The following is a 24,733-nucleotide window of genomic DNA, read 5'->3' on the forward strand; positions in this document are numbered from 1 at the left end:
CCCTCAGCTCTGTTTGGAACACAACCCTCATCAACAGTGTCGGTCACACCGATCGGCAATTCACCCATCAACGGCCGCATCGTCTCCTGGGATTTCCCCGGCGATTTGTTCATCGCCATCGACGGCGGCAAGGATTCTCATTTTAACGCGACGGACGTCGATAACGTGCAGCCCCTGGCGGCCTGCACGGCCGCGATACCGCGCGGACCAAAGACCGCGAGCGCCCCGGTCGCGCCGGCGGATTGGATCGTGCGGTTGGCCGACTCCTCGCAGGTCCTCGGAAATATCTCCGGAGGCGATGACGAGCGCCTGCTGCTCCACAACGCCGATTTCGGCGAAATTGAGCTGCCCATCGAGCGAATCGATCGCCTTTGGCGACGGGCAGGGCGCGAGCCGCCACCGGCGGGGGATGAGGATGTCGTTGAGATGGTCAATGGCGATCGGCTGCGCGGCGTAATGGCCGGCGCTGAGAAGGGCATCCTGCGGCTGTCTGAGGGGGGCGACGAGCGGCCACTCGCCTGGGAAAAGATCCAGACCGTCGCCCTGGCCGCGGCCAAGCGCGGTGAGCCCGCCGGTCTCTCGGCCGACATACGATTGTGCGACGGCTCGCGATTCATGTCGCCGAAGTTCAATTGGAAAGTCGGCGAGTTGCACGCTTCATTCGCAAGCATGGAAAACCTGGTCATCCCTGACAAGCTGCTCATCGCCATTGAAGTCAACGGCGGTCGGCGCAAATGGCTCAGCGATCTGCCCGTCGAAAAGTACGAAGCCGCTCCTTATTTTGAAACGCAGTGGGGCTACCGAATCGACCAAAACGTACTCGGCGGCCCGCTTGTGCTGGCGGGGCGAACCTATCGCTGCGGCGTCGGTCTGCACTCGGCCTGCCGTATCACCTGGAATTTGGGCGGCGCATACCAGCGCTTGACCGCCCTCGTCGGCATCGACGATTCGGCGGGTCCTCATGCCGACGCCGACGTGATCATCCGCCTGGACGACCGCGAAGTGCTGGTCCTCCACGGTCTGCGGTTTGGTGAAGCGCCGCGTACGATCGACCTGCCCGTCACCGGGGGCGACCGCCTGACTATCGAAGTTGGCTTCGGCAAACGCGGCGACGTACAGGATCGTGTGAATGTTGCGAATGCGGCGCTGATTCGGAAGTAGGCGGAAACTAATTCAGCGTAGGAACTCTTGTCATCAATTCATGTCCGGCCTTTTCGACGGAACTCCGCTTGAGCGACCAGTGACCTGCGAACGGTGCGGGCAGGGGGTCCAGCAGTGTCGCTGCCCGCGCGGGGCGGATGGAAAGGTGCTTTTGCCGAAGCACCAGCCTGCGCGGGTGAGCCGCGAGCGGCGGGGAGGCGGGAAGATGGTCACAATCATCAGCGGCCTCGACGCTCGCGCGACCGACCTGCCGGCGATGCTCAAGACGTTTAAGGCGAAGTAGGGTGCCGGCGGCACGATCAGCGAGGGGCGGATCGAATTGCAGGGAGACCATCGGGACAAGATGGTCGGAATTCTCCGGGAACTGGGCTATCCGGCCAAGCCATCGGGCGGCTGAGATTTTTGCGTTGTCGTCGACGATTTTTCTTGCGACTTAGCAATCACTTCGAGAACGGCATTTGCGGCGTTTTTGAGTTGTGCGTCCGTTGCGGACGCCGCGCATTGGCGGGCGGCCTGGGCGGCGAGCGCGGTGTTGTTATTTTCGAGGGCGAGGCGGGCGAGGAGGTAAAGACCGGCGGGAGAGTTGCGCTGATCGGAAGGAAGGACTTCGAGGGCGAGTTGGACCATGCGGAGCCATTCGAGGCGATTGGTAGTGGGAACTGTGGGGGAACTAGGGGGTCCCAAGATCTCGGGAGGAGCATTAATCTCGTTTTCAACGAATGCCAGATATGCAATGGCCCAATTTGCGAAGGACCGGGGCGCGCATTTTTCAGGCAGCGGAGCGGCATATCGTACGGCGTGGTCGCCGTCGTGAGTCAGGGCGAGCGACCATACCAGCCAGGACCAGCGTTCAGGTTCAGGGATAGAGTCCCCTTTGTATGCGCGCCACAGAGCGACGAGTTCCCGGAACTGCCCCGCTCGCTGCAGCGCTTCGTGCAGACCGATCATCGCATCGCGGTTGTCGGGGTCTTTCGTGAGGATGGCGCGAAATTCGGTTTGGGCCTCGGTGTTGCGACCGGTGGTCATCCAGAGGGCGGCGCGATTGAGGCGGGCGGAGGTGTTGTTGGCATCCATCTCGATAAGCCGGTTGTAGAGGGCCTCGGCCTCGACGGCGTTGCCCGACCGTGCCTCAACGACGCCGAGGTTGAGCAGGGCGGCCTGGTCGTTGGGGTTGAGTTCGAGGATAGCGAGCAGGTGCGGTTTTGCCTCGGTCCATTCCTCCCGCTTCATCAGCAAGACCGCCAGCGAGAGCAGGCTGTCGCGGTGGAAGGGGTTGATACCGACGGCGCGGCGGTAGGCGGCGAGGGCGGCGTCCCATTCGGCGGTCTTTTCGAAGCTCTTGGCGAGGGCTACGACGGTGGGGAGATTGCCGGGCTGATCATCGAGGATGCGGCGGTAGTAGTCGCGGGCTTCGTCATGCCGGCCGACTTCGTCGAGCACGCGGGCGAGGGCGTGGCGCACGAAGACATCACTTCCTCCCAATCGGGCGGCGGCATAAGACAGCTCTTTCTCGGCGCGCGGCCAATCTTTCCTGTGGCGATAAACCTCGCCGGCACGGAGGGCGAGCCCGGGGTCGTCCGGCCAGCGGCGGCGCCCTTCCTGGACGATACGCAGGGCCCCATCCAAGTCTCCCGCATGGGTGTATGAGCGGGCGACTTCGTAGTACGCGTCGACGCTGTCGGGGAAGACTTCGAGTGTGCGATGTGCCTGGGCGACCATGTTCTTCCAGTAGCCGGCCTGGCGCCAGCCGATTTGCAAATAGACCGCGACGAGCGCGAGGATTGCGGTCCCGAACAGCGCGGTTGCGGGGAGGAGCGACCATTTCCTGTGGAGGGCGTCGAAGACCTGGACGACTGCGGCGGCAAGCGCGAGGTGCAGGCCGAGCATCGGCAGGTACATGTAGCGGTCAGCGGTCAGGAAGGTGCGCGCGGCGACGGCGGCGAGGAAGGGCGCGATCAGGAGCAGGAACAGCACGAGTCCGACGTAGGCGAGACGGCATCGTCGCCGCGACCAGAGGAGCAGTGCGAACAATGCCGCCCATTCGGCGAGGGCAATGGCGACAGGGAGGGAGAGAAAGGGGACGCGATGGGGCGGTGGTGCCCAGGCGGAAAGACGCGCAGGCCAGAGGTAGTTTTCGAAATAATAGCGACTGGCGATCAGGATGCGGACGGGGATGCTGGTCGTGGCTTCGGCCTGTGTGTCCTCGAAGAAACCCATTTCATGCGTCGCCCTGACAGCGAGCGTCGTGCCGGCCGCGCCGATGACGAGGAGGATCGCGTACACGAGCCAGGCGCGGCGCGTCAGGCGGCCGCGAAATTGGACGTCGCACCAGGCCGCGGCGAGCGGCACGCTGGGTAACATTTTGCTGAGGACGGAACCGAGCCATGCGGCGATCGCAAGGATGGCCCAGCGACCTTCGTGACCGGGGCGGCGGGATAGGCATACGAGAATGAGGGCGAGCGAAAACGTCGCGGTGAGCAGGACCATTCGGCCGGTGATCCAGGCGACCGGCTCCATGGCGAAGGGATGGCAGGCGAAGAGGAGGCCGGCGACGAGCGCGACGCGGCGGCAGCGGGCGAGGCGGAGGACGATGAGGAAGGCCATCGCCGCGTTGAGCGTGTGCAGGGCGATATTGGTGACGTGGAACGTCCACGTGCTGACGGGAAACCGGCCGGCGACGTCGGGGCCGGCAAGGGCGTAGTCGAGCATGAGCGAGAGCATCGGAATCGGCTGGTAGAGGTCGCTGTGGACCATCGTGACGAGGTTCCACGCGTTGCGCCAGGAGGGGTGATTGATGAAGACGTGCTCGACGACAAAGTAGCGGTCGTCACCGTAGAGGAATTCGCCGTGGCGGGAGGGCCAGCCGAAGGCGAAGGCGAGCGCGGCGACGAGGAGAAGACCACCAAGCGTCAACCAACGCGAGCGATCATGCAATGTGTCGTCATTGATCATTGTCATGGCTGGATCGGCATGCGGCTGGACCTGGGGGCGGAGGTTGTCGGTCGGGTGCCGGCGTCTTCGATTCTTCGGTAGAGATCCTCGGCGGCTTCGCCCCAGCCGCCGCCTTTTTCGCTTTGCATAAGCTGCGAGAGAACGGCACGGGCGGCATCGGTCTGCCGGTCGTAGAGGAAGGCGTTGGCCAGGGCGAAATGAACGGCGGGGGAGTCGCGGAGGGGGTCGGGGAGATTGAGCAGGGCGAGTCGAATGATGCGGGCCTGTTGGAGGGAAGCATGGGTGACCGATGGATCAGCGGAGAACTTGCTCAAGATGTCCTTGAAGTCTTGCGTGCGGTTTTCGCGGAGGGCGAGGTAGGCGAGGGCCCAGTCGGTGAATGGGCGATCGCGTGATTCGGAAGCGATCGTTGTTGCCGCACGTTGTGCAGATTCGGAATTGCCGGCAAGGGCCTCGGACCAAACGATCCACGGTTGTACGCCGGCGGTGCCCGCGGCCGCGACTTTTCGCCAATGGGCGGGCAGCTCCGGCTCGCGATGCTGCTGCTGGAGCAGTTCGTGGAGACCGACCGCGGCGTCGTAGTGATCGGGGTGCGCAGCGAGGACGGCGCGGTAGTCAGCTTCGGCCTCTGCGGGGCGATTGAGCTGACCCAATAGGGCGGCGCGATTGAGGCGAGGTGTTGACGCCGCGGGGTCGCGTGCGAGCAGGCGGTCATAAATAGTGAGGGCTTCCGTCGGGCGATTGGTTCGGGCAAGGATGACGCCGAGGTTGAGGAGGGCGGCGGGGTCGTTGGGGTCGAGTCGCAGGATGGATTGCAGCGACCACTCTGCATCCGGCCAGTCTTTCTGGCGGATGCGGAGCACGGCGAGGGATAAGAGCGCGTCGCGATCGTGGGGGTTGATGGTGATCGCGCGCTCGTAGGCCTCGATGGCGGCGGGGATATTGCCGGATTTTTCGTGATTGCGTGCGAGGGCGACGAGGGCAGGGAAATAACTCGCATGCTGGTCAAGAATATCGGTGTAGAGCGCGCGAGCTCGGGCGGCCTCGCCCATGTCGTCGTAGGTACGGGCAAGGTAGTAGAGCGTCCAAAGGTGATGCGGAAGACCGGCGGCGGCGCGGCTGAGTTCCCCGGCGGCGGCGGACCATTGCTTTTTGAGGCGATGGGCTTCGCCGGCGACACCGGCGAGGCGCGGGTGGTCCGGCCAGCGCGTGCGGGCCTTGGCGATGGTGATGAGGGCTTCGTCGGGCAGTTTCTCGATGACGTAGGCCTTGGCGAGTTCGACGTGGGCAAGGACATTGTCACCGTAAACGTCGAGGGCTCGCTGGTTTCGCGTAACGTTGGTGGACCAAGTGGGACCGAGTCGCCAGCCGACGATGAACCACGCGATCAGGCAGGCCGTCGCCGGGATCATCGTCGGAAGCGCAGCGGTGACGGGTCCCAACCGTCGGCGCAGCGCGTCAAAGACAGCGATGGCGGCGGACGCAACGGCGAGGTGCAGACCGACGATGGGGAGGTACATGTAACGGTCGGCTGCGAGGAAGCGGCGGGCGACGGATGCGGCGAGGAAGGGGGCGATGAGGATGAGGAAGAGGACGAGACCGAGGCAGATCGTGCGTTGGCGTCGCCAGGTGAGGGCGATGAGGATGAGCAGGGCGGCGTATTCGACGAGTGCGATGAGGACGGCGGGCGACGCCAGGTTGTGTCCTTGGGGCGGCGGCGACCAACCGGCGAGGCGGTTGGGCCAGACATAGCTTTCGAGGTAGTAGCGACCGGCGAGGAGGATGCGGATCGGGACAGGGTCGGCGGGTTCGGCCTGCATGGCGTCGATGAACCCGGCCTCGCTCGTCGCGCGATAGACGAACCAGGTTGCGGCGGCGGTGATCAGGATGAGAAGCGCGTAGATGGAACGCCTTCGTGGTGGAATTGAACCGTTGAGTCGCCAATCGCACCACATAGCGGCGATGGGGACAGTCGGTAGCACTTTGGATCCGAGCGCGAGGAGCCACGCAAGCGTGGACGCGATGGGCGATCGACCGAACGGTAACTCGAGGAGCAGGATTAGCGAAAAGAGAGTGGCCAGGAGGATCGTGCGTCCGCTGATCCAGGCTACGGGCTCGACGGCGAAGGGGTGGCACGCGAAGAATAGTGCAGTGAGCAGTCCGATGCGGCGGTCCCGGCGCGCCGGGACGAGGCGGGACGCGACAAGGAAGACGAGCGCGGCGTTGGCGGCGTGGAGGAGGATGTTGGTGAGATGGAAGCCGTAGAGGCTGACGCCGTGCGTCGAATCGGGGCTCGGCTTGGCGAGGGCGTAGTTGAGTTGGAAGGAGAGGACGGGGAGCGGTTGGTAAAGATCGCCGTGGACAATGGTAAGGAGTCGGGCGGCGTTGGCGAGCGACGGGTGGTTGACGTAGACGTGATTCAGGGCGAGGCGTTCGTCGTCACCGGCGATGTAGCCGCCAAGCCGCGTGGGCCAGCCGAAGGCGAGGGCGACGAGGGCGACGAAGAGCATGCCGGCGACAGTGCTGGTGTACGTTACGCGGTGCGCCGGAACATTGGGAGGCGCCAATACACTAGGCGACGGCATGAGCGGATGATAGGCTCATGGCAGAGAATTCGGAATGCGGAATTCGGAATGCGGAATGGCAGAAAGTATCGCACGACATCAAGTGATTGAGACGAGGCATGGGTCGCTGGTGTTTGGCGGGCGATGCCTGGTGATGGGCATCTTAAACGTGACGCCGGATAGCTTCAGTGACGGCGGGCTTTATGGGGATCCCGTGGCGGCGATTGCACATGGGCGGCGGATGGCGGCGGAGGGGGCGGATGTCATCGATGTCGGAGGGGAGTCGACGCGACCGGGGTCGGAGCCGGTGAATGATGACGTGCAAATCGAGCGGGTCGTGCCGGTGATACGGGGGCTGCGGGGCGAAGGCGTTGATTCGCCGATTTCGATCGACACGCGGTCGGCGGCAGTGGCAGCCGCGGCGCTGGAGGCGGGAGCGGACATCGTGAACGACGTGTCGGGGGCGCGGGACGATCCGGAAATGGCGGAGCTGCTCGCGCGAGAGGGCGCGGCCTTCGTGGTGATGCACATGAAGGGGACGCCGGCGACGATGCAGATCGCGCCGCAGTATGACGATGTGGTCGCGGAGGTGGGGGCGTTTTTCAGCGAGCGCGCGGCGACGCTGGAGGCGACCGGCGTCGACACGTCAAAGATGATCGTCGATCCGGGAATCGGATTTGGAAAGACGACAGAGCACAATCTGAGGCTCCTGCGCGAGATCGGGCGGTTCGTTGGACGGTGGCCGGTGCTGGTGGGGGCGTCGAGGAAGCGGTTCATCCGGGAGGTGGTGGGCGCAGACGGCATCCTGGCGGGAACAGTGGCGGTGGCGATGCACTGCGCGCTGGCGGGGGTGGGGATGGTCCGGGTGCATGATGTGGGACCGATTCGGAGGTTGGTTGAATCAGTCGCGTGACGATGCTGGGGCCGGGGTTGAGTGCTGCACAATCGCATCACGCCGTACTCGAGCAATGAGTGCGAACAACAAAATTGTGCAGGCGATCATAACGAAGGCCTGGAATGCGGGGCCGGGAATGCCGAGGGATTTCGCCGCTTCGTAGGGTTCGCTGTAGGTCTGCTGGCCCCAAAGGATAGAGCGCGGGAGGCCCCAGCTCGGCAGCGTGTAGGTCAAAAGGTCAATCCACCAGAGGCCCAACGTGATTAGAATGGGACGGGCGATGCGGCCTCCCGGCGCGCCGGGACGGGTCCACAGCAGTATCGTGGCTATGACGGCGACACAGAAGGTGCTCATCGCGCCCGCCAGAGACATCAGGGCTTCGCCGACTGGGGAAGTAATGCCGACCACTTCGCATGCTCCATAACGGCCGGACCATCCCAGGAATTGAATTTCCGGCCAGACGCGAAAGGCGAGGATTTCGACTTGGGTGATTCGGCCGCCAAACAGGACACCCATCAGACCGTGACCGATCAGTTCGTGGCAAAGCACACCCAAGGGGTAGAAGAGTAGCGTAAGCGAGACGTATTGGAGGGCGATCTTGGCGAAACGGGTTTTCATTTCACAGGCTGGCACGCCGTGTCATGTGGGCGTGCCTCAATGCACAGGGGCATGACCGCCGGCGGTGTAACTTCAGCGGCGAACGGTGTCTGTCACTATGATAACAGCGCAGGGGCTGCGGGCGGTCGCTTGGCCCTTGAGGTTTTGTCGCTGCACGGCGACACGCGCTTATGGCAATTCGTTGTTGGTACTCGCTGGTTCTTGCAACCACGCTGGTAACTTCGCCGGCGTTGGCCGGCGATCCTCCCATCAATCCCGATGAGGAGTTTCCGGGTAACCGGTACGTGAAGGTCCGCCTGGCGCTGGAGGAGACGGCGCTGACGCCGGGTAAGGGCGGTCATCTCGGGGTGATTTTTGATATTTCGAAGGACTGGCATGTTTATTGGCGGTATGCGGGCGATTCGGGGTTGCCGCCGAGGGTCGATTTCAAGCTTCCATCGGGCGTGACGATTGGGGCCGCGCTGTGGCCGGCGCCGAAACGTCACGTTGAACCCGGCGATCTGGTGGATTACATCTTTGAGAATCAACTGGTGTTGATGTATCCGATCACGGTATCGGAAGGAGCCGTTTTGGGATCGAAGGCCGCGATCCGGGCGGACGTAGATTGGCTGGTGTGCCGCGATGTCTGTGTTCCGGGACGGGCGACGGCGACGGCCGAGTTCGGTATCGCGTCAAGTTCCAAGGTGTCGCCCGAGGCGGCGATTTTTGCGAACGCTCGAGCGCGGCACCCGGTAGCGGAGGGTCGAACAGCGCCCTACACGGCGGAGTGGAGCGGGCGCAATCTCGTCATCAAGTTTAAGGGGGCTCGCAGGCTTGTTTTTTGTCCTTATGAGAATGACGCAGGGGTGTATCCGGACAATATGCACCGGGATGGCGAAGTGAAGTCCGACACCCTCCGCATTTCCTATCCGGAAGAGGTTCAGACACTGAAGACGATCCGCGGGCTGCTCGCTGTCGAGCGGGACGGGAAAGAGACGTTCCATGAAGTGCAAGCAGCGCCGCCGGAAAGTTGACGACATTTGCAATTTGTGATCCGGGGCCGGGCGGTCCGGCTTTCGGTCGTACGGTTTTCATTTGCAAGGGAGACAACAAATGATCAAGACTCATCGAACATTCGTGATATGGGCAATGGCCCTCGCTGTCTGCGTCGCGCTGGCGGGCGCGAGCCTGGCCATTGCGGGGCCAAAGACCAAGCACATGCCGGGAGCGGAGTCGGCGACGGCCACGGTGGGCGAGTTGGCGCCCGATTTCGTGCTGAAGGATACGGACGGCAAGAGCCATCGGCTCAGCGATTACACCAAGCAGGGGAAGATTGTCGTGTTGCAGTGGTTCAATCCGGAATGCCCGTTCATCAAGCTGCACCATGAGAAGCAGCCCACGATGGCCGACCTGCAAAAGAGCTTCAAGGACAAAGGTGTCGTAATCCTCTCGATCAATTCGACGCACTCGGGTCACGCCAACTACGGCAAGGATGCGGAGGCGAAGAAGAACTGGAAGATCGACTGGCCGATCCTGATCGATGCGGACGGCAAGGTCGGTCACCTGTATGGCGCGAAGACGACGCCGCACATGTTCGTCATCGATAAGGACGGCAAGCTGCGCTATGCCGGGGCGATGGACAACGATCCGCGCAACGAGAAATCGGCGACCGACAAGAAAAACTACGTGCGGCAGGCGCTGGCGTCGATCATCGACGGGGAGAAAGTCGAGACACCCGAGACGAAGCCGTATGGGTGCAGCGTGAAGTACAAGGGCTGAGCGGCTAGATAGGTGATTTGAATCCGGCCCACGGAGTGATCCTCCGTGGGTTTTTTTATGGCGACATTAACAGGGCGGTGAAGATTCGAATATCCCGGCCGTCCGACCATCCATCGTTGTTCAAGTCGGCGATACAACTGGCTGGCGGCGGGCCGACCAGCGCAACGGCGAATGGGGCGACATCGGTGTTGTCGATGAGGCCGTTGGCAGAAAAGTCGCCGGATTGGCACTGACCGGCGGTGAATTCGTGGGCGCCGCGGTCGACGATAGGCGGCGTACCCGCCCCGGTGTCGGCGATAGCAGGGATGTCGGTGCGCCGCATCAGGCCGCCGAAATCGGTCGTCAATGCGACCGGGATGAAAGAATTGCTGCCCGAGTCGATGGAGGGTGAGCCGGGCCGCAAGCGGAGATCGTCATCCGGCGTGCCGGTGGCGTTGTCCTGACCGTCGGGATCGATGAAGCGGGGATCGTCTCCGTTGTTGCCGATGCCTCCGAGGCTTCCGGTCCAGCCTTGGATCGAACAATACTGCACATTGATGGCACCGGTGAAGCTCCACAGTTGGTCGTTCTGGCTGGTCCCCCATTGGGTGCCGTTGTCGCGGAGGATGGAGTTGGCAAGCGTCGGGCCATTCGAGTCGTTAGCGATCGCGCCGCCGACAAATCCGGCGTAATTGCCGACGAAAGTACAGTTCACGATCGACGGGCTGCTGTTTGCAAACGTGGTCATGGCGCCGCCGTAATTTGCGGTGGCGGTGTTGTAGCTGAAGATGCAGCCGGCGATGACCGGGTTGCTGCCGTTCACCATATCGAAGGCCCCGCCGTGCGTATCGGCGAGATTGTCGTAAAAGCCGCAGTTCAGGAATGTCGGGGATGATCCATCCAGCGCGATGGCGCCGCCATATTCCGAGTGATTGGTGTCGAAAATGCAGCGGCTAAACGTCGTGGCCCCGGCGGAATGATAGACCGCGCCGCCGACATAGCCGGCGAAATTCAGTGAAAAAGTGGTGTCTGTGACCTGTGGCGCGCTGCCGAAGCGGTTGGCCATGGCGCCGCCGCCCGGGAAGAGAGTCGGATCGACTGCGTTGGAGATAAACGCACAGGCGGAGACGGTCGGGCTTGCAGAATCGTTGTACATCCCGCCGCCATACCACGCTGCAGAGTTGTCCTCGAAACGGCAATTGGCGATGGTCGGTGTGCTGGCCTGATTGCGCATGCCGCCGCCGGTGTTGGTGAAGAAGACCGTCTCGATGTCGGCGTTGCCGTTGCGGATGGTGAATCCGTCGAGGACGGCCGTTGCGTCGACATCTTCAGCGACGACGACGTGCTGACTGTTGTCCGTCGCGTCGCCGGGTGCGCCGATTTCCCCGTCGAGGATCGTCGGGTTGGTGATCCAGTCGCGCTGGGAGCGGAGCGTCTCCGTTCCATTGAAGCCACCGTAGATGCCGACGCCCCTTTGCAGGCGGAACGACATTTGGCGCAGCTCCGTTCCATTATCCGGCTTGTAATTGCCCGCCGCGACCCAGAGCTCCTCCACGTCCCCGCGCGAGCGGATCGCCTGGGCCACCCCATCCTGCAAATTGATGAATGCCGTCGCCCACGAGAGGCCATCGCCGCCAGGCGCCGCGGCAGAGTTGACGCGCAAGACCGCTGGCAGACCGGCGACAGGCGCGAGGCGGTAGTTGGCGACGATGTGGCGGGTTTGATTGATCGTGTGAGCGTTGTCGGCGGTGGCGGCGTTGCCGGTCGGAGTGCCGAGGTAGTTGACGTTGGGGTTGGAAAAATAGGGAATTCCCGGATTGGGCTGGAAGACGGCCATGATCGTGTGCCAGTTGTTGCCGGGGTCAACGTAGCCGTACGAGTAAGGAAAGTAAGCGTCGTTGAACGCGTGATCGGGATCATGGGCGCAGCCGAGATTATGGCCGGTCTCGTGGGCCAACGTGTAGAGGTCCCATTCGGTCCAGCGCATTTCCTGAAAACCGCTGTAGCCCGAGGGGTTTGTGGGGGCGAAGACGCGGCCGCCGACTTCGAGGCTGTTGACCCAGAGGGCGACGAGGTCGGCGGAGTATTGGTCGCGGAGGGTATGTGCGGCGGCCAGCGCGCCGGCGCCGGCCAGGAGGGCGGCCCCGTCGGTGGCGCTGTCGCCGGTTTCGGTGTAGGCGACTTCAGCGGAGTGGACGAGATTGAGGGAGGTGTCGATCAGGCTGTTGGCGAACGCCGTGTTGGCGTCGGAAATGGCGCCGGCGATTTTCGATTCGATGGAGGCGATGCCGCCGGCGGCCGAACGAGCCTGAGTGGTGTAGACAACGAGTATGTCAATGACAGTGCCGTCGTCGCAGCCGGAGGGCGGTGTGCGGTTCGATCCACTAAGCGATTTACTCGTCGGACGATTGAGGCCCGACGGCGGCGTGATAGGGCTTTGAGGCAGCGTTGTCAGGAAGCCCTTACAGCACTGGTTGAGCCTCGCTGAATGATTCTCCGACGCGCGAACCATAACGGGCGCGGACAAAAAGGCGGCGAGAATGAGCGCGCGGCGATGTTGAATCAACTTCCTACCCCCTATGGCGGGAATCATGATTTGCAACTCCCCACTGCAATTCCAGATTACCTCATCGGACTCTGCGTATCAAGGCATTGGGGAGGCGTAGCGCGGAAAACCGCGCGCAAGGGAGCCCATAATTCGCGACCCTGCTAGTTGAACCAGACGGCGAAGCCGATGAAATTGCCCTGGAAGGTGCGTTGCAGGCGCTGCCAGACTTCTGGGGACGTGATGAGGCCTTTTTCAAGGTAGGGCGCGGCGGCGGAACCTTGTATCCACAGTACGAGGTCGAAGGCCTGGGGCTCGTTAAGGATGCGGTGGAGATTGAGACCGCGGCCGTCGTCAGTGCGCCAGAAGGGGATGAGCTTCTTGCCGGCGAGGATGGCATCGAGTTCGTCGAGAAAAACGATCCAGTCTTTGGTCATCTCTTCCGTGACGGCGCCACCGGGGACGACGCTCGTTTGTTTGGGATTGGGAATCCACTCGCTGCCGCTGTCCGTCTCGGCGATGACGAGTTTCCACATTTCACGGCTGAGTTTTGTCATGGATTGCAAGTGGGCGAGGGCGCTTTTCGTTCGCTCCGCGTCCTTGAGGGGGAAATTGAGAAGGTGGATAAAGGCAATCACGTCGGCGATGTCCACGCTGGCCATCTCAAAGACCTTTGGCCCGGTCTGGAGGTAGTCATACGGCGATTTCACTTTGGCGAAGATCAGGTGACCGGTACGCTCGAAGAGTTCACGGAAGTCGTAGGCGAGGACAAAATCGCCGAGGGCCATGAGGAGATGGCAATAGCCGCGGAGCCAGAGGGCGTCGGCGCGATCGAAGTCGATGACCAGCGCGGCGGAGCCTTCGGGGGTGGGCGCGCCACCGAGGCGGGCAAAGACGCGCCAAATGGTCTCCTCTTCGGCGGCCTTACCGTCACCGTCGAGATCGAGACGGATCATGGCGAAATGGAGCGGCATCTTGACGTCGGGATCTTTGACGCCGGCGAGCGTTTCCTCGGCGCGCTGGAGATCGGCAACCCAGGTTTCCATGATCTTCCGGCAATCGTCGTAGGAGATGGTTTTGGGCTTGGGCTGATGCGGGATCGGGATGCCCACCATCTCGGAGGCCATGCCAACCCTCTCGTTAAAGCCATAGCCGTAAAGCGTCTGGGAAAGCCTCTCGACCGCGCGGATGAATTGCAGCGTACCAAGCTGGAAATTGAGGCCGTCGGCGTCGGAGGTTTTTTTGATCTCGTCGGTGAGGGCCTTTTCGCCACCAGCCAAGTCGCCACTAAAGAGGAACGCTTCGACGAATGGGGCAGTTTGCTTCGCAGGTTCGGCTGAAAGGTGTTGACCGCTTGCCAATAAAGTAAGGACGACAGCGAGTGGATTGATTCTCATGTTGTATTCTCCCAAGGCCGGTGCAGTGAGTTCTGATTGAACGAAAAAGCAGTCAGTCAGAACGGCCTCGCCAGTACGGGCTAACGGCGTGCGTCGTAGCCGAGTCGCTTTTCGCTATTTCACTCCAAGAACACGGGCCATCGTCTCGCCGATCGTGGCCGGGCTGTCGGCGACGTGGATACCGGCAGCCTTGAGGGCGGCGATTTTGCTTTCGGCGGTGCCCTGACCGCCGGAGATGATCGCGCCGGCGTGGCCCATGCGGCGGCCGGGAGGGGCGGTGCGACCGGCGATGAAGGCGACGACGGGTTTCTTAACGTTCCTTTTCACGAAGTCGGCGGCTTGTTCTTCGTCGGTGCCGCCTATCTCGCCGATCATGATGATCGCGTGAGTGGCGGGGTCTTTCTCGAACATGCCAAGCAGCTCGATGAAGTTGAGGCCTTTTACGGGGTCGCCGCCGATGCCGATGCAGGTCGTCTGCGCGATGTTGCGGGTGGTGCATTGCCAGACGGCTTCGTAGGTGAGGGTGCCGCTGCGGGAGATGAGGCCGATGTTTTTGGTCGTGCCATTCGCGGACTTATGGATGTAGCCGGGCATGATGCCGATCTTGGCGGCGCCGGGCGTAATGATGCCGGGACAGTTCGGGCCGATGAGCTTCGCGCCAGCGTCGTCGATGAACTTTTTGGCCCTGACCATGTCGAGCGTGGGGATGCCTTCGGTGATGAGGATGATGAGCTTGATGCCGGCAGCGGCGGCCTCCATCGCGCTGTCAGCGGCACCGCCGGCCGGAACGAAGATCAGCGAGCAGTTCGCGCCGGTCGCCTTCACGGCGGACTCGACGGTGTCAAAGACGGGCAGGCCGTGCTCGCTTTTCGTGCCGCCCTTGCCGGGGACAACGCCGCCGACGTACGTCGTGCCGTACTCGATTCCCATTTTGGTGTGAAAAGAGCCGGCCTTGCCGGTGATGCCGTGGGTGATGACGCGGGTGTTTTTGTCAGCCAGGATGCTCATGTAACCCTCTTGCCCTAACGGCGGGCAGAGCCCGCCCTGCCAATCGAACGCGGGGTGGATCATACCGACCCGATTAGGCACGGGGAAGCGCGGCACGAGCCGTCGCTTTGGGGCGACCGCGGATAGAATGCGGGGATGGACTTCGATCGAGCCGAGACGATTCGCGTGACGTGCGCGCCGGGGATTCCGCCGTATTTGGCGCAGGAGTTGACGGCGCTGGGGTTTGAGGCCCAGGCCGTCGAGAAGACGTTCGTCGAGATCCGCGGCACCCTTCGCGATGCGATGCGGCTGAATCTGCACCTGCGGACGGCGTTTCATGTTTTGTATCTTCTCGGCGAGTTTCGGTGCACGGGGCCGCAGGATTTGTATGACGGGGCGGCGGCGCTTGCGTGGGAGGAGATTATCCCGCCGGAGGAGTACGTCTGCGTGACATCGAGCGTGAGCCATCCGTCAATCACCGATTGGACTTATGCGAATCTGAAGGTCAAAGATGCTATCGTCGATCGGATGCAGGCGAAGGCGGGAAAGCGACCGGATTCGGGGCCGGAGCGTGATCGCGTCGTCGTTGCGGTTTACTGGCACGGCGAGGAGTGCCGTATTTTCCTGAATACGACGGGCAACAAGCTCGCGGATCGGGGGTATCGCAAGCGACCACACATGGCGCCGATGCAGGAGACACTGGCGGCGGCGGTGCTGATGGCGGCGGGGTATGACGGGACGATGCCGCTGGTGAACCCGATGTGCGGGAGCGGGACGATCGCGATCGAGGCGGCGCTGATGGCGACCGGGCGGGCGCCGGGTTTGCTACGAAGCAACTTCGGGATTTTGCACGCGAAAGGGATTGATGACAGTGCATGGCAGGCCGTGCGGCGGGAGGCGGCCAAGGCGCGTCGCAAGGATTCGCCGCCTCCGATTATCGCGACGGATATCGATCCGAAGGCGATTGAGGCGGCGCGAGCGAATGCGAAGACGGCGGGAGTGGATACGCTGATCGATTTCGCGGTTTGCGATTTCGCGGAGACGCGGGTCCCACCACCGCCGGGGATCGTCTTGCTTAACCCGGAGTATGGTGAGCGTCTGGGGGAGGTCGCGCAACTCGAAGGGACCTATAAGCGGATCGGCGACTTTTTTAAGCAGCGCTGCAGAGGGTATACCGGATACGTGTTCACGGGGAATCGCGAGCTGGCCAAGCGTGTCCACCTTACGCCGAGCCGCCGGATGGAGTTCTGGAACGCGAAGATCGAGTGCCGGCTCCTCAAATATGAACTTTATGAGGGAACCCGTCGTGCGGCGAAATAGACGCTGACCTGTGGGATTAATGGATGAACGCGGAAGGCCAATTCGATAAGATATAGGTTGCCGAGGCAAGTGATTCATGGCCGTGATTCCGAAGAGCGATACCCTGGTTTTCACGCTGAACGGGCGCGAGGTGGCGCTGGAGGATGCGCGCGACCTGTCGCTGCTGGATGCGCTGCGCGACCGGTGCGGGGTGACGTCGCCGAAGGATGGATGCCAGCCTCTGGGGCAGTGCGGGTGCTGCACGGTGCTCGTGGATGGCAAGCCCCGGCTGTCGTGCACGATGAAGGCATCGATGGTCGCCGGTAAGGAGGTCACGTCGCTGGAAGGGCTGCCGGAGGAGACGCGAAAGCAGATCGCGGACTGTTTTGTTCAGGCCGGGGGTGTGCAATGCGGATTCTGCATTCCGGGGATTGCGGTTCGGGCACATGCTCTGACGGAGAAGAATCCGTGTGCGACGCGAGCGGAAATCGCCAATGATCTGCGGGCGCATCTGTGCCGGTGTACCGGCTATACGAAGATTGTCGATGCGATTGAGTTGCTCGGGGAAACCCGTCGAAATGTCGAAACATCGAAACGTCGAAACGGAAATGGCCATGCGTGTGCCGGCGGGGTGGGTGATCGCTTGGCCAAGTATGGCGGGGCGGATTGCGTTCTTGGTGGGCACAACTACATCGATGATATCTACATCGAGGGCATGGCGCATGGGGCGATGCGGTTCAGCGATCATCCGCGGGCGCTGGTGAAGCGGATCGATACTTCGGCGGCAGAGGCGTTGGATGGAGTGCTGCGCGTGGCCACGTGGCGCGATGTTCCGGGCGACCGGTTTGTGGGGTTGATCACGTCGGATTGGCCCGTCTTTATCGCCGAGGGGGAGGAGACGCGATGCGTCGGAGACATCCTGGCGGCCGTTGCGGCGGTTGATGAGAAGACGGCGCGGCGAGCGGCGGAGTTGATAGACATCGAATACGAAGTTCGCGAGCCGGTGACGACGCCGGACGAGGGGCTTAGGCCGGATGCGCCAAAGGTTCATCCGGGCGGCAATCTCCTGTCACGGGCGGCGTTGGTGCGTGGGGACGTCGAAGAGGCGTTTGCCACGAGCGCGCACGTCGTTGAGGGCACATGGCAGACGCAAACGATCGAGCACATGTACCTGGAGCCGGAGGCGAGCATCGCCCTCCCGGTCGATCTGGATGGGCAGGGCGCTGCAAAGATATTCGGCGAGTTTTCCATGAAATCGTCGAACGGGAATGGGCACGTAATGCCGACGTGGTCGCATCCACGGAATCCTCGGGAGCTGCGCGGGCTGCATCTCTTGTCGCAGGGACAGGGGATCTTTGATGACCGGCGGCAGTGCTGCAAGGTGCTGGGGTGGGACGCAAAGCGGATGTATGCGGAGCTGGTGTCGAATGGCGGAGCGTTCGGCGGCAAGGAGGACATGTCGATTCAGGCGCAGACGTGCCTGCTGGCGCATCTCGTCGGCGTGCCGGTGAAGACGGTGCTAAATCGGTATGAGAGTCTGCGGCTGCACCCGAAGCGGCATCCGATCCGCAGTCAGTTGCAAGTTGGATGCGATGCGGAGGGGCGGTTGACGGCCCTGCGGGCGCGGATCGTCGGCGACAAAGGGGCGTATGCGTCCGTCGGGGCGAAGGTGCTGGAGCGCGCGGCGGGCCATGCGGGCGGGCCGTATCGGATTCCAAACATCGATATCGAGGCGCTGGCGGTTTACACGAACAACCCGCCGTGCGGGGCAATGCGCGGCTTCGGGGCGAATCAGTCGGCGTTTGCCATCGAGGGGGCATTGGACATGCTGGCCGAGAAGGTCGGCGTCGATGGCTGGGAGATTCGCAGCCGGAACATCATGGAGCCGGGTGACCGGTTCGTGACGGGACAGAGGATGGTGAAGCCGTTCGGGCTGCGGAAGACGCTGGAGGCGGTGAAAGAGGTTTATCGCGGCGCGAAGTTCGCAGGGATCGCCTGCGGGATCAAGAACGTCGGCATCGGCAACGGCCTTCCGGAGCGCGGGCGGGGAAGTATCACGATCGAGAGCGACACGAAGCTCGTCATTCGTACGGGTTTTACGGAGATGGGGCAGGGGCTGTTCACCGTGCTGATTCAGACGGCGGTGGAGGAGACCGGCCTGCCGGCTGAATTGTTCGAGGCGACGAGCGATACCACGCACGATCTGGATTGCGGTCAGACGACCGGCAGCCGGGGAACGGTGCTGGGTTGCCATTCAGTCATGGACGCGGCGAAGAAGTTGAAGGCCGATCTGGCGGCGGGGCGGATGCTGCGCGACTTGGTCGGTCGCGTTTATCAGGGTGAATGGGTTTGTTACAAGACGGACAAGTTCGGCGCGGACGTGCCGGAGCCGAAGACGCATCTGACATACGGTTTTGCGACGCAGGTGGTCATTCTCGACGATGATGGCAAGTTGAAGAAGGTGGTCGCGGCGCATGACGTCGGGCGGGCGATCAATCCGACGCTGCTCGAAGGTCAGGTCGAGGGTTCGCTGCACATGGGACTGGGGTACGCGCTGACGGAAGAGTTCGTCACGGAGGGCGGGCGGCTGGTAACGGACGACGTGAAGGGGTGCGGCGTTCTGCGGGCGCACCACATGCCGGAGCTGGAGATTATCCTTGTCGAGGAGGCCGACCCGGAGACGCCGTATGGTTCGCGGGGGGTAGGGGAGATCGGGCTGGTGCCGACGGCGCCGGCAGTGGCGGGAGCGCTTTATTCCTACGACAAAATTCGGCGGTTCAAGCTGCCGATGAAGGATTCGCCAGCGGCACGGGCGATCCTCGGCCCGAGGGCCGGTAAATAGCGCCGCGCCATTGACTCGTTGCTACCATTGTTTATGAACCCATTTGTCGCACTTTTCCGCTCGCTTGTCCGCCAGCTTCAGCAGAAACGGCGGGTGGCAGTATGTACGGTCGTTGGGTCGTACGGCTCGACGCCGCAGGCGGCGGGGGCGACGCTGCTGTTGCACGAGAACATGACGACGGAAGGAACGCTGGGCGGCGGGTGCGTGGAGGCGGAGGTCCGGAAGCAGGCTTTCGAGCTGCTCCAGAAGAATCGCTCGGGCCTGCTGACGTTCAAACTTGATCACGATTACGGGTGGGACGATGGGCTGATTTGCGGCGGCACCATGCGGATCGCCGTGATGTCCTTGGACTCGCCGGACAAAGCCCGGCCCTTTGAGGAGGCCGCTGAGCGAATAGAGCGGCGCGAGCGAGCCTGCGTGCCATTGCGCGTTGAGGACGAAGGGCAGGTGCAGGAATATCGTCTGCACATCGAAGCCCCGGCGCATTTGATCATCGCGGGGGGCGGCCATGTAGGCGCACAATTGGCGAAGATGGCCGTCGGGCTGGATTTCGACGTGATGGTCGTCGATGACCGGGCGGATTTTGTGAATGCCACGCGGTTGCCGCCGCCGATTCGGCCGGTCGTGGGGGACATCGAGCGGACGCTACGCGAGTTGCCGATTGATGCGAATACCTATGTCGTTATTGTGACGCGCGGACACAATCACGACGAGCAAGCGCTGCACGCGGTAATTGATTCGGCGGCGCGGTATATCGGGATGATCGGCAGCCGGCGGAAAGTTAAGTTGATCTTTGATGATCTGGCGGCACTGGGCGTCGATCCGTCAAGGCTGGCCATGGTGCATGCGCCAATCGGTTTGTCTATCGGAGCGGAGACGGTGCCGGAAATTGCCGTCAGCATCCTCGCGCAGCTTATTGAGGTGCGGCGCGCGGAGCGACCGACGCATGTGGAGGGGCCGGGCGAATCGAGTAGTCGGAAGTCGGAAGTCGAAAGTCGGAATTCGGAATGATGCAGACTCTACCCTACGCTTTTGCCTTTATCCGGTGACTATCGGCGTGCGGAGCACGCCCTACAAGGCAACCCATGTCACGCCGAATAGTTGCACTTCTGCTTGCTGCCGGCCAGTCGCGGAGGATGGGCCAGCCGAAGCAGTTACTGCCGTACCGCGAAGGAACGATGCTCGAGGCGGTGTTGGAGTCCATACTGGCCTCCAGCGCTGACGGATTGGTCGTCGTGGCGAACCCACAGGTCGGGGAGTTTCTCGGCGAAGCGCTGCCGGAACGGTGTTTTCTTGCGATAAACAGCGACGCCGAGAGCGAGATGCTCGATTCGGTGAAGATCGGCGCTGCGCGGATCGAGGTCGAATTCAAGCCGCAGGCTGAGGACGGCGTGCTGGTGGTGCTGGCGGACCAACCGCAGGTATCCGCCGGGGTGATCACGACGTGCGTCGAGGCGTATCGGCTTCCGAAGCGTCATCCGGGGATTCTGATCGCTTCTTATCGCGGGCGGCGGGGACACCCCAGCATTTTTTCCATCGGATTGTTGCGGAAGATTCAGGATTGGAATTCGGATCGGAAGTTGAGCGACTTGTCGCTAGAGCATCCTGAGGCGGTGCGCGAGTTGCCGATCACCATCGCGCCGATGCCGCTCGATGTGAATACGCCGCAAGATTATGAGCGATTGACGGGGAAGGAATAGCTCTGCAGCACTCCGGACGACCTGCCCAAGTGGAGGAACTCGAACTACCCAGCGGCCATGACGGCGACGCGCTGCCATTCCCTGAACATTTCTGCAAGTAGTTCCATCGGGAGGCCCACGACATTCGTGAAGCTACCCTCGGTTTTTTCGACGAATGGATCGCCCTCGTCCTGTATCCCATAGGCGCCGGCCTTGCCCTGCCATTGACCGGTGTCGAGGTACGTTTCGATTGTCGAGTCGCTGAGGGGGCGAACGCGGACCGTGGTGACGGCGTGATTGATGAGTCGGTGTTCGCTTCGCGGGTGAAGCAGAGCCACGCCCGTAATGACCGAGTGGAGTGTGCCGGAGAGGGCGCGAAGCGTGCGCAGGGCGTCGGCGCGATCTGCCGGCTTGCCGAAAATCTCTTCGCCGAGGACCGTAATGGTATCGGCGGCGAGGATCGTCGCGTCCGGGTGATCGACGGCGATGCTGCTGGCCTTGAAAAAGGCGAGCGATTCGGCGTGGGAAGCGACGTCGACATGCGGATGGAGTTCGTCCGGCTCTTCGAGGGGCGGGTGTACAACTTTGAACCGGTAGCCCGCGGCGCGAAGCAGCTCTGCCCGGCGAGGACTGGCCGACGCTAGGATGAGGCGATCGGGTTGTGGCGGCATGGCCATTTAGCGGGCATCCTATGTTCGATGAGGCGATTGTACCCCGGCGACCGCGCAGATGACACGGTGCGAATAGACACCCATGATCGTAGGGCCTTGTCTTTCGGCATAGGCGTCCTGGTCGTTGCGGTGATTTACGCGGTGGGGTTGACGCGTGAAATCCAGCGACCGTGGAACGGCCTGCACGAGTGGAACGGGGCGTTGTACTCGCTGTTCGCGAGAAACTTCCTGCGCTATCCGTGGGAGATCCATCACGGGATGCCGCTCATCGCAGTCGGTGAGGCCGTTCCGGCGGAAAACGAGAGGTCGATCTATCCGAGCCATCCCGCCGGATTGGTCTGGCTCGTTGCCGCTTCTTTTCGAGTGTTGGGTGAATCGGAGTGGGCGGCGCGACTGGTCCCGATCATCGCCTCTTTGGGAAGCGTTACCCTGTTGATGCTCCTGGTACGGCGGCGCTGGGGCGACGATCTCGCTCTCGTGTGCGGGCTGGTCTATAGCATCTTCCCCATGACGGTTTATTTCGGCCGGATGGTGAACCACGAACCGGTGTGCACGTTCTTCATGCTGGCGGCCGCGTGGTCGTGGGACCATTGGACGAATCCGCCCCGAGAGAACTTCGGGCGGCGCTGGGCGATCGTTGTGTGGATCATCGCGATTATTGGAGGCATATGGATAGACTGGGCCGGAGCGCTCTATGGCGGGTTGTTCGCAGTTTACATTGCGTGGCAGGCGATTCGTCGTCGCCGCCATGCGCATGGCGGGTCTCAAAGACCCTACCTGCCGACTACGACCGCCGCATTATGCGTGGGCGCCGTCACAATCGCTTCGGCTGGGATGCTTTTTCACATTGTGTGTGGGGGATTCGACGGGCGGTGGGACGATCTCGCAAGGGTGTTCGCCTCGCGCGCTTCCTCGGCGCCAGACGATTGGCCCGACCGGGCCTGGACTGTTACCGAAGGAAATTTTTCGTTGCCCGGTTTGTTTTTCGGAATAGCCGGTCTGCTATTCATCGTCGTCGAGCTTATCGCAAGTCGAACGGGAGGGCGTCCCGCGACGGCGCTCGGTGGTTTCGGCGTGCTTTTTGCAACAGGCGTTGTTTGGCTGGCGCTTTTTTGGCGTCAGTATCAGATGCACCAGTATTGGGCGTTTTATCTGGGCCCGTTTGCGGCCCTGGGCTGCGCGGTGGTGATCCAAAGGCTGACCAATTCACTCGGCAAGGTGCATCGTATCGCCGCCGGCGCGCTGCGAATCGTTCTGCTTGGGGTGCTGGTAGTCTTCGGGATTCGCGGAACACAGGACTATTACAATTTTCGGAGCCGTCCTTCCGACGACCTGGCCGCCTGGAGCGAGGTTCGGCGAATGACGTCGCCCGATCAAAGGATTCTCGTGTTTCCCGATCCGTTGCACCACGAGGACTGGGGTGGTACCCGCGTGCGCTACATCAACCCTCCCCAGTTTCCTTATTACGCCGACCGGCCCTTCGATTCAGAGGGGAATCTGGACCGCGTGGAGGCGAGGGCAAACAGCTATCCCCTTTATCTGGTCGATATGAAGGGCATCGGCGAGGGCCATGTGGGTCTGGCGGCGCTGTGCGAGCGATTTCCGTGCGATCGCCGAGGGAACATTCTGCGGGTTGACTTCATTCAAACGGCTCGGCCCGCTGACGGAGCGCCAACGTCAGCTAAATGAACGAGTCGAAAAATTCGCATCGCATGAGCGCGACCGAAAAGAAGATAGTCCCTCAAGGCGGCCGCGGTCTGCCGTTTTCCGCCTGCCTCGTCCTGATGGTCGCCATCTATGCGACCGGACTTTCGCGCGGCGTGACGCGGCCGTGGACGGGGATGCATGACTGGAATGGGGCGTTCTTTTCGCAATTGGCGCGGAATCTCCTGCGCTATCCGGCCAGCGTCCATCATGGCATGGGCGTCATGGCGATGGGGGATGCGATACCGCCCCCGGAGGAGCGCTCGCTTTACGCACGCCATCCACCGGCGCTCGTCTGGATGGTCGCCGCGGCCTTTGCCGCCGGGGGGGAAAAGGAATGGGTTGCCCGCCTGTTGCCGATCGCAGCCTCGCTGGCAACGCTCGTCCTTTTTGTGCGCCTCGTTCATCGAAAGCACGGAACCGAAACCGCGGTCTATGCGGGGTTGATCTACGCGCTTATGCCGATGACGGTCTATTTCGGCCGCATGGTGAACCATGAGGCCATCTGCCTGTTATTGATGATGGCGACGCTCGTGGCCTGGCAGATGCGCGAAAACTCCGCGGTTGGCGGCACTCGTCAATGGGCGGCCAGCTTATGTGCCATTTGTCTGGCGCTGATGATATGGGTGGACTGGGCCGGTCTGTTGTTCGCCGGGCTCTTTTGCGCATGGCTTGTTTGGCAATGGCGGCGAAGGCGGATCGGGTCCCTGCCCGTACTGATCATCGGGGGCACGGCGGTGATGACGTCGATCGGCATGGTGGTGTTTCTGGTGTACGCGGGGTTTGAAGGGCGCTGGGCGGATTTGATCGCCATGTTCAACGCCCGGCGAACGACCGCCGCGAAGGACCAGCTCCAGCGCGTCTGGACGCACGTCATTCAGAATCTTTCCTGGCCGGTGTTTCTACTGGCGATTGCGGGTATCGGCGTTTCGATCGGCCGGCGTCTGCGCTCCAAAAGCCCGACTCGGAGCCGCAAGAGAATCGCGGTTGAGCGGGCGAAGTCTGTCGGGCTGGGCGTGCTCGCGGTCACGGGGCTGCTCTGGGTGACGATATTCTGGCGGCAGCTTGTGATTCACAATTACTGGATGTTTTACCTGGGGCCATTCATCGCGACGACGGCGGCCCTGTCGATGGCGGCGTGGCGCGAACCCCTGCGTGCGCGTTCGGCCCGACTCGCCGGCGCAACAACCGCTTTGATCGTCACCGGGATGGTCGTGTTCTGTCTGATCGGCAGCCGGGACTACTTCAACCGGGTGACGTTTCCCGAGGGGCTCATTCAGGCGTGCCGCGAGGTGCACCGGCGCACGCACTCCGGCGATCGCGTGCTACTGTTTCGCCGCCCCATCACCATCGAGAAACACGGCGATTACCAATTTCGAAACGTCACCATGCCTCAGCACGCGTACTACATGGATCGCCCGTTCGATGTTGACCGGGATGCCGGGTCGATCTTTCGTCGCGCGGGCGACTATCCGCTGTACGTGGCACCTTACAAAAACCGGGATTACCCCAAGGCAGGCGCGGTGATCGAAGCGCTTCGCCTGCGATTCCCCCACGAACAAGTTGGTACGGAAATGCTCTTCCAGCTTAGTGGAGCTGCCGAAAAGAGGGGTTGACTTTGGTTTCGTCGTCCGATTGTAACCTATTGTCGATACAGGGATAATGCGAACGGCGGAGAGACG

General features: G+C 62.4%; 17 protein-coding genes and 1 pseudogene. 11 read left to right on the top strand and 7 right to left on the bottom strand.

The features are described from left to right. Window positions 1–36: 36 nt before the first annotated feature. Window positions 37–1,161, top strand: a complete 1,125-nt coding sequence (locus tag VJZ71_04560) for an NPCBM/NEW2 domain-containing protein (GenBank protein HKQ47326.1) — start codon at window positions 37–39, stop codon at window positions 1,159–1,161. 205 nt (window positions 1,162–1,366) lie between these two features. Continuing rightward, a pseudogene (locus VJZ71_04565) lies at window positions 1,367–1,558 on the top strand (translation initiation factor). On the opposite strand, the gene VJZ71_04570 reads toward VJZ71_04565, so the two are convergent. Together VJZ71_04570 and VJZ71_04575 are read right to left on the bottom strand one after the other, a co-directional pair. Continuing rightward, on the bottom strand, window positions 1,531–4,119 hold the full coding sequence (locus VJZ71_04570) for a tetratricopeptide repeat protein (GenBank protein HKQ47327.1): 2,589 nt from the start codon (window positions 4,117–4,119) through the stop codon (window positions 1,531–1,533). The pseudogene VJZ71_04565 and the gene VJZ71_04570 sit on opposite strands and share 28 nt — an antisense overlap. Continuing rightward, complete coding sequence (locus VJZ71_04575) at window positions 4,116–6,698, bottom strand: tetratricopeptide repeat protein (GenBank protein ID HKQ47328.1); 2,583 nt, start codon at window positions 6,696–6,698, stop codon at window positions 4,116–4,118. Before VJZ71_04575 ends, VJZ71_04570 begins: the two co-directional genes overlap by 4 nt. 55 nt (window positions 6,699–6,753) lie before the next feature. On the opposite strand from VJZ71_04575, the gene folP reads away from it, so the two are divergent. After that, complete coding sequence (gene folP / locus VJZ71_04580) at window positions 6,754–7,590, top strand: dihydropteroate synthase (GenBank protein HKQ47329.1); 837 nt, start codon at window positions 6,754–6,756, stop codon at window positions 7,588–7,590. Here the strand turns inward: folP and VJZ71_04585 are convergent. Continuing rightward, window positions 7,579–8,190: a hypothetical protein gene (locus VJZ71_04585; protein ID HKQ47330.1), complete on the bottom strand. Its 612-nt coding sequence runs from the start codon at window positions 8,188–8,190 to the stop codon at window positions 7,579–7,581. The two genes, folP and VJZ71_04585, sit on opposite strands and share 12 nt — an antisense overlap. A 170-nt stretch (window positions 8,191–8,360) precedes the next feature. Here VJZ71_04585 and VJZ71_04590 point away from each other — a divergent pair, with 170 nt between their 5' ends. After that, window positions 8,361–9,203, top strand: coding sequence for a protein-disulfide reductase DsbD domain-containing protein (locus VJZ71_04590; GenBank protein ID HKQ47331.1), 843 nt, complete (start codon window positions 8,361–8,363; stop codon window positions 9,201–9,203). 79 nt (window positions 9,204–9,282) lie between these two features. Further along, a complete protein-coding gene (locus VJZ71_04595) occupies window positions 9,283–9,948 on the top strand; it encodes a thioredoxin family protein (protein ID HKQ47332.1) in 666 nt (221 codons plus the stop codon). A gap of 55 nt (window positions 9,949–10,003) precedes the next feature. Here the strand turns inward: VJZ71_04595 and VJZ71_04600 are convergent, their stop codons facing one another. The 3 genes from VJZ71_04600 to sucD form a co-directional block, all read right to left on the bottom strand. Then, window positions 10,004–12,520, bottom strand: coding sequence for a M12 family metallo-peptidase (locus VJZ71_04600; protein ID HKQ47333.1), 2,517 nt, complete (start codon window positions 12,518–12,520; stop codon window positions 10,004–10,006). Window positions 12,521–12,636: 116 nt separating this feature from the next. Continuing rightward, entirely contained in the window at window positions 12,637–13,869 is a 1,233-nt protein-coding gene (locus VJZ71_04605) for a hypothetical protein (protein HKQ47334.1), read from the bottom strand. A 114-nt stretch (window positions 13,870–13,983) separates the two neighbouring features. After that, a complete protein-coding gene (sucD, locus tag VJZ71_04610; GenBank protein HKQ47335.1) occupies window positions 13,984–14,877 on the bottom strand; it encodes a succinate--CoA ligase subunit alpha in 894 nt (297 codons plus the stop codon). 135 nt (window positions 14,878–15,012) lie between these two features. On the opposite strand from sucD, the gene VJZ71_04615 reads away from it, so the two are divergent. The 4 genes from VJZ71_04615 to VJZ71_04630 all read left to right on the top strand — a co-directional run bounded on the left by VJZ71_04615 (window position 15,013) and on the right by VJZ71_04630 (window position 20,697). Then, window positions 15,013–16,176 carry a class I SAM-dependent RNA methyltransferase gene (locus VJZ71_04615; protein HKQ47336.1) on the top strand — a complete coding sequence of 388 codons (1,164 nt, stop codon included), beginning with the start codon at window positions 15,013–15,015 and terminating at the stop codon, window positions 16,174–16,176. Window positions 16,177–16,252: 76 nt separating this feature from the next. Continuing rightward, the gene (locus VJZ71_04620) at window positions 16,253–18,997 is read left to right on the top strand and encodes a molybdopterin cofactor-binding domain-containing protein (protein HKQ47337.1); all 2,745 of its coding nucleotides are present in this window, start codon (window positions 16,253–16,255) and stop codon (window positions 18,995–18,997) included. Window positions 18,998–19,030: 33 nt separating this feature from the next. Then, a complete protein-coding gene (locus tag VJZ71_04625) occupies window positions 19,031–20,008 on the top strand; it encodes an XdhC/CoxI family protein (GenBank protein HKQ47338.1) in 978 nt (325 codons plus the stop codon). 74 nt (window positions 20,009–20,082) lie between these two features. Continuing rightward, window positions 20,083–20,697, top strand: a complete 615-nt coding sequence (locus VJZ71_04630; protein ID HKQ47339.1) for a nucleotidyltransferase family protein — start codon at window positions 20,083–20,085, stop codon at window positions 20,695–20,697. Between the two features lie 44 nt (window positions 20,698–20,741). Here VJZ71_04630 and VJZ71_04635 read toward each other — a convergent pair whose 3' ends face one another. Further along, window positions 20,742–21,353: a Maf family protein gene (locus tag VJZ71_04635; protein ID HKQ47340.1), complete on the bottom strand. Its 612-nt coding sequence runs from the start codon at window positions 21,351–21,353 to the stop codon at window positions 20,742–20,744. 90 nt (window positions 21,354–21,443) lie between these two features. On the opposite strand from VJZ71_04635, the gene VJZ71_04640 reads away from it, so the two are divergent. Beyond that, a complete protein-coding gene (locus VJZ71_04640; protein ID HKQ47341.1) occupies window positions 21,444–23,036 on the top strand; it encodes a glycosyltransferase family 39 protein in 1,593 nt (530 codons plus the stop codon). A gap of 23 nt (window positions 23,037–23,059) precedes the next feature. After that, window positions 23,060–24,667 (top strand): glycosyltransferase family 39 protein, encoded by a 1,608-nt coding sequence (locus VJZ71_04645; protein ID HKQ47342.1) that lies wholly within the window; start codon window positions 23,060–23,062, stop codon window positions 24,665–24,667. Window positions 24,668–24,733: the final 66 nt, after the last annotated feature.

The sequence above is a fragment of the Phycisphaerae bacterium genome (assembly GCA_035275405.1).
In the GTDB taxonomy this organism is placed as follows: Bacteria; Planctomycetota; Phycisphaerae; order UBA1845; family UTPLA1; genus DATEMU01.

Bases quoted from the DNA above. Each gene is read 5' to 3' on its own strand.
- VJZ71_04570 (HKQ47327.1), bottom strand. From the start codon at position 4,119: ATGACAATGATCAATGACGACACATTGCATGATCGCTCGCGTTGGTTG.
- VJZ71_04575 (HKQ47328.1), bottom strand. From the start codon at position 6,698: ATGCCGTCGCCTAGTGTATTGGCGCCTCCCAATGTTCCGGCGCACCGC.
- folP (HKQ47329.1), top strand. From the start codon at position 6,754: ATGGCAGAAAGTATCGCACGACATCAAGTGATTGAGACGAGGCATGGG.
- VJZ71_04585 (HKQ47330.1), bottom strand. From the start codon at position 8,190: ATGAAAACCCGTTTCGCCAAGATCGCCCTCCAATACGTCTCGCTTACG.
- VJZ71_04590 (HKQ47331.1), top strand. From the start codon at position 8,361: ATGGCAATTCGTTGTTGGTACTCGCTGGTTCTTGCAACCACGCTGGTA.
- VJZ71_04595 (HKQ47332.1), top strand. From the start codon at position 9,283: ATGATCAAGACTCATCGAACATTCGTGATATGGGCAATGGCCCTCGCT.
- VJZ71_04600 (HKQ47333.1), bottom strand. From the start codon at position 12,520: ATGATTCCCGCCATAGGGGGTAGGAAGTTGATTCAACATCGCCGCGCG.
- VJZ71_04605 (HKQ47334.1), bottom strand. From the start codon at position 13,869: ATGAGAATCAATCCACTCGCTGTCGTCCTTACTTTATTGGCAAGCGGT.
- sucD (HKQ47335.1), bottom strand. From the start codon at position 14,877: ATGAGCATCCTGGCTGACAAAAACACCCGCGTCATCACCCACGGCATC.
- VJZ71_04615 (HKQ47336.1), top strand. From the start codon at position 15,013: ATGGACTTCGATCGAGCCGAGACGATTCGCGTGACGTGCGCGCCGGGG.
- VJZ71_04620 (HKQ47337.1), top strand. From the start codon at position 16,253: ATGGCCGTGATTCCGAAGAGCGATACCCTGGTTTTCACGCTGAACGGG.
- VJZ71_04625 (HKQ47338.1), top strand. From the start codon at position 19,031: ATGAACCCATTTGTCGCACTTTTCCGCTCGCTTGTCCGCCAGCTTCAG.
- VJZ71_04630 (HKQ47339.1), top strand. From the start codon at position 20,083: ATGTCACGCCGAATAGTTGCACTTCTGCTTGCTGCCGGCCAGTCGCGG.
- VJZ71_04635 (HKQ47340.1), bottom strand. From the start codon at position 21,353: ATGGCCATGCCGCCACAACCCGATCGCCTCATCCTAGCGTCGGCCAGT.
- VJZ71_04645 (HKQ47342.1), top strand. From the start codon at position 23,060: ATGAGCGCGACCGAAAAGAAGATAGTCCCTCAAGGCGGCCGCGGTCTG.